Below are 6,000 nucleotides of genomic sequence, written 5' to 3' on the forward strand. Positions count from 1 at the left end.
TCATAAGGGAACCAGTTATGCAGAAGTATACTTTAACTAACATGTTGTCAGGGTTACGTATTGTCACAATAAGTGGTGCATTGTTATTGGCCGGTTGTACAGGTTCATCGGGTTTTTCATGGTCGCATTTGTCTCCTTTTAGCTGGTTTGGCAGCTCTTTAAAAATCTCAGATCAGGGGGTGGGAGAAATAAATGGTCTGACTGCAATGAATAAAGATGCAATAGAGAAGGGGTTGGATAGAAAGTACCACTTACGCAGTGGCATGGAAACAAAGCATGGTCAATTGGTGACAGTATTTCAAGCAATGGATGGTGATCAATTGAAGATAGCGTTATTTGGTCAGGCCGATGAAAAGGTCAGTCGCATTGAAGTGCTAGATGAAGATATTGAAACCGTCTGGGGAACAAAGGTCGGCATGCCATTTTCGGCACTTTATAGCAAGGCATTTGATGTTTGCCGAAATACGGTGAGTGAGTTAGAGAAGAGCGCTATTGTCTGCGTATCCCCACAGAGCAAACATGTCAGTTATCTGTTTACAGGTCATTGGAATGGCCCTGAAGGATTGATTCCTTCTGATGATGTGCTGAAAAACTGGAAAGTGGAACGTATTATTTGGAAGCGATGAGAATTTCTGATTAAAAACATAAACTGAGTCGGTTTGATGAATTTGATGTTCCTCTTGCGGAGCCGTAATAGGCCCGCATTTTTCATTTAAGAACTTAATTCTTCCTGTCAGCTTATTGCGTTTCATACTTTCTAAGTGCAATTTGGTATATTAAACGGTGATAGTTATCTACCCTGTTATAAATAAACTGGATACATTAGTCACTGGCGCGTTATTTGATGAAATAACGGATAAGGTGAGAAATGAAAAAGTATTCAGTAAAAAATACAATACTAAACGGACTGGTAGTAGTAACTTTATTAGGCAGCAGTCACGCCTCTGCTGTAGAGCTATTAAACAGCTCTTATGATGTTGCGCGTGAGCTATTTTCTGCGCTGAATCCTGAATTTGAAAAACAGTGGAATGAGCAGTATCCACAAGATAAGTTGATAATCAAACAATCCCACGCCGGTTCCTCCAAACAAGCACTGGCAATTCTTCAAGGATTGCGGGCTGATGTGGTGACTTACAATCAGGTAACGGATGTACAAATTTTGCATGATCGTGGCAATCTGCTCTCGGCTGATTGGCAGAACCGCTTGCCAAATAGCAGTTCACCTTACTATTCCACGATGGCGTTTCTTGTGCGTAAAGGTAACCCCAAAAATATTCGTAATTGGGATGATTTAGTGCGTCAGGATGTCAAATTAGTCTTCCCAAACCCTAAAACCTCCGGTAATGGTCGTTATGCTTATTTGGCCGCCTGGGGAGCTATTCAACAGCAAAATGGTGGAGATCAAGGTAAAACTCGCGAATGGATGAAACGTTTCCTGAAAAATGTCGCTGTGTTTGATACTGGCGGTCGCGGGGCAACAACTTCATTTATTGAACGTGGTTTGGGTGATGTACTGATCAGTTTCGAATCTGAAGTAAACAACATTCGCAAGCAGTATGATGATGATAAGTATGAAGTAATCGTTCCACCGGTAGGTATTCTGGCAGAATTCCCTGTGGCTTGGATTGATCAGCATATTGCGAAAAATGGTACAGAGAAAGCGGCTAAAGCTTATCTGAATTATCTTTATAGCCCACAGGCACAGCAGATCATTACTCGCTTTAATTATCGTGTCAGTAATAAAAACGTGATGGCTCAACAGAGAGCCCGTTTTCCGGAAACTAAGCTGTTTCGATTGGAAGATCAATTTGGTGGTTGGTCACAAGTGATGAAAACTCACTTCAATACTGGCGGTATGCTGGATCAATTGCTGGCCGAGGGGCATAAGTAATGTTTTCGAGATCCAGTAAGCGAGTATTGCCTGGTTTTGGGTTGAGCTTAGGCAGTAGTTTGTTCTATACCTGCTTGATTTTATTGTTACCCTTGAGTGCATTAGTTGTACAGCTTTCCAGTATGACCTGGGAACAGTATTGGCAGGTGATTGCTAATCCCCAAGTTGTAGCAGCTTATAAAGTGACATTGCTAGCAGCAGCGGTTGCCAGCTTGTTTAATGCGGTGTTTGGCATGTTGATGGCATGGGTTTTAACCCGCTATCGTTTCCTTGGCCGTAGCTTGTTGGATGGTTTGATGGATCTCCCTTTTGCGTTACCTACTGCGGTAGCGGGATTGACATTGGCAACGCTATTCTCTGTGAGTGGTTGGTATGGTTCTTTGCTTGGGCACTTTGATGTGAAAGTAGTGAATACTTGGTTGGGTATTGCGGTAGCGATGGCGTTTACAAGTCTGCCATTTGTAGTGCGAACGATTCAGCCGGTACTTGAAGAGTTAGGGCCAGAATATGAAGAAGCAGCTCAAACATTAGGCGCTAATCGTTGGCAAACTTTCTGGCGGGTTGTATTGCCAGAATTATCCCCGGCTTTAATTGCGGGCACCGCACTCTCTTTTACCCGCAGCTTGGGGGAGTTTGGTGCAGTGATCTTTATTGCCGGTAACATTGCATGGCAAACAGAAGTGGTATCGCTGATGATTTTCATCCGCTTACAGGAGTTTGATTACCCCGCAGCCAGTGCCATCGCATCAGTTATATTGGCAATATCCCTGATATTACTCTTTAGCATTAATACTCTGCAAAGCCGCTTTGGTCGGCGGATTGGAGGGCATTAATGGTTGAATTATCTGAATCTTATGTAGCGCAACGACCACCTGTAAATTGGGCGAAATGGACGTTGATCATAACAAGCGTATTGTTTTCAATCTTACTGTTAGTGATCCCCATTGTCTGGATATTTATGACTGCCTTTTCTAAAGGCGTTGAGATAGTCACTGAGAATCTTTTAGATCCTGATATGTTGCATGCCATCTGGTTAACGATACTGATCGCGTTAATTACCGTTCCGGTAAACCTAATTTTTGGCGTCATGATCGCTTGGCTGGTAACGCGCTTTCAGTTTCCAGGGCGGCAATGTTTATTGACATTGATCGACATTCCGTTTGCTGTTTCGCCGGTTGTAGCTGGTTTGATCTACCTATTGTTTTATGGTTCGAATGGTTGGGCTGGAAGTTTGTTGGAACCCTGTGATATCCAATTGATGTTTTCCTGGCCGGGAATGGCCTTAGTAACGATATTTGTGACTTGTCCTTTCGTTGTTCGAGAGCTGGTGCCGATGATGCTTAGTCAGGGGAGCCAGGAGGATGAAGCTGCAATTTTATTGGGGGCGTCTGGTTGGAAAATGTTTTGGCGGGTGACGTTACCTAATATCCGTTGGGCGTTGTTATATGGTGTGGTTTTGACTAATGCCCGGGCGATTGGTGAATTTGGTGCTGTCTCAGTAGTATCCGGTGCTATTCGTGGTGAAACTTACACATTGCCGTTGCAGGTTGAATTACTGCATCAAGATTACAACACCGTAGGGGCATTTACTGCGGCGGCATTGTTGGCATTGATGGCAATTATCACTTTGATTGTTAAAAGTGCTTTGCAGTGGCGGTTAAGTCGCCAACATGGTTAAGGTAGGAGCAGAATATGAGTATTGAAATTAACAATATCAGTAAATATTTTGGTCGGACTCAGGTTCTGAGCGATATCACTCTGAATGTTTTTTCTGGAGAAATGGTTGCTTTGCTTGGTCCGTCAGGCTCCGGTAAAACAACCTTGTTGAGGATTATTGCTGGTCTGGAACAGCAAACTGCGGGGAAGCTGAGTTTCCACGGGCAAGATGTTAGCCGTATGCATGCTAAAGATCGGCAAGTTGGATTTGTATTTCAGCATTATGCACTGTTTCGGCATATGACCGTGTTTGATAATGTTGCTTTTGGATTGACAGTCCTACCACGACGTAAGCGTCCGAATATGGCGGCTATCCGCCGTAAGGTTATGGAGTTGTTGGAAATGGTGCAATTGACGCATTTTGCTGAACGCTATCCATCACAACTTTCTGGTGGGCAGAGACAGCGGGTAGCGTTGGCAAGAGCATTGGCTGTTGAACCACAAATTCTATTACTCGATGAGCCATTTGGTGCATTGGATGCTCAGGTAAGAATGGAATTACGCCGTTGGCTACGTCAGCTCCATGAAGAACTTAAATTTACCAGTGTCTTTGTCACTCACGATCAGGAAGAGGCGATGGAAGTGGCTGACCGGGTTGTTGTTATGAGGCAAGGGAATATTGAACAGGTAGGTACGCCCCAAGATGTATGGCGTTATCCGGCAAGCCGTTTTGTGATGGAGTTCTTGGGTGAGGTCAATCATTTTAGTGGGGAAATTAAAGGCTCTCAGCTGTTGATTGGCGGGCAGCACTTGCCTCTCAATGTGACGCCAATCCATCAGGGGAATGTTGATGTATTCTTGCGTCCGTGGGATATCATGATGAACTCGCAACCGACACTTTCTAGTCCATTGCCAGTACAGGTGACTGAGGTCAGTCCTAGAGGGCATTTCTGGCAGCTTTCGGTTCAGCCCCTAGGCTGGCATCATGAATCGGTTGCTATTATTTGGTTTGATGAAACTTCAGTACCCACAAGAGGAAACTGTTATTTTATTGGTGGCACTGAGGCGCGTTTATATGCGGGTGATAAACAATTGCAAACACTGAGTTTAGCCCAAACTGCCTGATAATTATTGAGATTTGGTTGGTACCATTTTGCTCATCGCCTTACCGCCAGGGATGGGCATTTTTTATTTAGGGTCTTGCGATATATGTCTGAATATGGTTATTTCGCATTTCTATTAAATAAAATTTGGGTAATAGCTGTGGCAAGTTTGGAACATTTTATAGGGAACACCCCACTAGTAAAATTACAACGAATGACCGATAGGCTAGGTGTAGAAATATGGGTGAAACTTGAAGGTAATAATCCGGCAGGCTCGATAAAAGACAGAACAGCGCTATCAATGATTCAGCAAGCTGAATTGCGGGGTGAGATTTCTCCCGGTGACGTATTAATTGAAGCCACTAGCGGAAATACGGGTATTGCGTTAGCAATGATTGCCGCAGTAAAAGGTTATCACCTTAAATTACTGATGCCTGATAATATGAGCCTTGAGCGTCAAGCTTCTATGCGAGCTTATGGTGCAGAACTGATTTTGGTGAGTAGCGCAATGGGCATGGAAGGCGCACGTGATTTAGCTCAGCAAATGGAGCGTAATGGTGAAGGTAAAGTACTTGATCAATTCAATAACCCGGATAATCCTTTAGCGCATTTTACGACGACAGGGCCGGAAATTTGGCAGCAGACGCAAGGGCGTATTACACATTTTGTTTCCAGTATGGGAACGACAGGAACTATTACCGGTGTTAGCCGCTATTTAAAAAGCCAGTCTAATAGTGTACAGATTATTGGCTTACAACCAGCGGCGGATAGCCATATTCCAGGTATTCGCCGTTGGTCGCCGGCTTATTTGCCTGGCATTTTTCGCAAGGAGTTAGTTGATCAAGTGTTGGATATCACTCAGAAAGAAGCTGAAGATACCATGCGTTTGTTAGCTCAGAAAGAAGGGATTTTCTGTGGGGTTAGTTCCGGCGGTGCTGTTGCCGGAGCATTAAGTGTTGCGGTACAAAATCCAGGTTCTGTCATTGTTGCCATTATCTGCGACCGTGGTGACAGATACCTTTCTACCGGGGTATTTAATTAATCTGGTTATATACCCGTCATCTTTCAAGTTGCCTCTTTGTTGGTTGCGCTCACTCACCCCGGTCACATAGTTATCTATGCTCCCGGGGATTCGCTCCCTTGCCGTCGCGATGCATCTTGAAATCCATTGGGTATACATTCATCGTGAGTAGAGCAAAAGAGGTGGGTAAGCTCTGCTCACACTAGCCAATTCCTAAATAACCCGAATTCTGGATAAAAAATTGACATGAAGCCTGTTCCAGGAGCAGTGTTTTGGTGCATGCCGAAACAGCTCCGGGGAGGAACAGGCTATGGACAACTTAGTTGAAA

General features: G+C 44.2%; 6 protein-coding genes. All 6 read left to right on the forward strand.

What is annotated here, in order from left to right; genetic code table 11:
• Nucleotides 1–17 precede the first annotated feature (17 nt).
• The 6 genes from ACGF5R_RS19655 (at nucleotide 18) to cysM (ending at nucleotide 5,692) form a co-directional block, all read left to right on the forward strand.
• Nucleotides 18–626, forward strand: a complete 609-nt coding sequence (locus tag ACGF5R_RS19655) for an RpoE-regulated lipoprotein (RefSeq protein ID WP_112876237.1) — start codon at nucleotides 18–20, stop codon at nucleotides 624–626.
• Between the two features lie 242 nt (nucleotides 627–868).
• A complete protein-coding gene (locus ACGF5R_RS19660) occupies nucleotides 869–1,891 on the forward strand; it encodes a sulfate ABC transporter substrate-binding protein (RefSeq protein ID WP_387692323.1) in 1,023 nt (340 codons plus the stop codon).
• Nucleotides 1,891–2,724, forward strand: coding sequence for a sulfate/thiosulfate ABC transporter permease CysT (gene cysT / locus ACGF5R_RS19665; protein ID WP_112895214.1), 834 nt, complete (start codon nucleotides 1,891–1,893; stop codon nucleotides 2,722–2,724). Before ACGF5R_RS19660 ends, cysT begins: the two co-directional genes overlap by 1 nt.
• Nucleotides 2,724–3,569, forward strand: a complete 846-nt coding sequence (gene cysW, locus ACGF5R_RS19670; protein WP_112876234.1) for a sulfate/thiosulfate ABC transporter permease CysW — start codon at nucleotides 2,724–2,726, stop codon at nucleotides 3,567–3,569. The genes cysT and cysW overlap by 1 nt, the downstream gene beginning before the upstream one ends.
• Nucleotides 3,570–3,583: 14 nt before the next feature.
• Entirely contained in the window at nucleotides 3,584–4,672 is a 1,089-nt protein-coding gene (gene cysA / locus ACGF5R_RS19675; protein ID WP_112876233.1) for a sulfate/thiosulfate ABC transporter ATP-binding protein CysA, read from the forward strand.
• 138 nt (nucleotides 4,673–4,810) lie between these two features.
• On the forward strand, nucleotides 4,811–5,692 hold the full coding sequence (cysM, locus tag ACGF5R_RS19680; RefSeq protein ID WP_112876257.1) for a cysteine synthase CysM: 882 nt from the start codon (nucleotides 4,811–4,813) through the stop codon (nucleotides 5,690–5,692).
• The last annotated feature ends 308 nt before the right edge of the window (nucleotides 5,693–6,000 follow it).

It is taken from the genome of Photorhabdus sp. RM71S, assembly GCF_042879355.1.
Taxonomy (GTDB): Bacteria; Pseudomonadota; Gammaproteobacteria; order Enterobacterales; family Enterobacteriaceae; genus Photorhabdus; species Photorhabdus kayaii.

Bases quoted from the DNA above. Each gene is read 5' to 3' on its own strand.
- ACGF5R_RS19655 (WP_112876237.1), top strand. From the start codon at position 18: ATGCAGAAGTATACTTTAACTAACATGTTGTCAGGGTTACGTATTGTC.
- ACGF5R_RS19660 (WP_387692323.1), top strand. From the start codon at position 869: ATGAAAAAGTATTCAGTAAAAAATACAATACTAAACGGACTGGTAGTA.
- cysT (WP_112895214.1), top strand. From the start codon at position 1,891: ATGTTTTCGAGATCCAGTAAGCGAGTATTGCCTGGTTTTGGGTTGAGC.
- cysW (WP_112876234.1), top strand. From the start codon at position 2,724: ATGGTTGAATTATCTGAATCTTATGTAGCGCAACGACCACCTGTAAAT.
- cysA (WP_112876233.1), top strand. From the start codon at position 3,584: ATGAGTATTGAAATTAACAATATCAGTAAATATTTTGGTCGGACTCAG.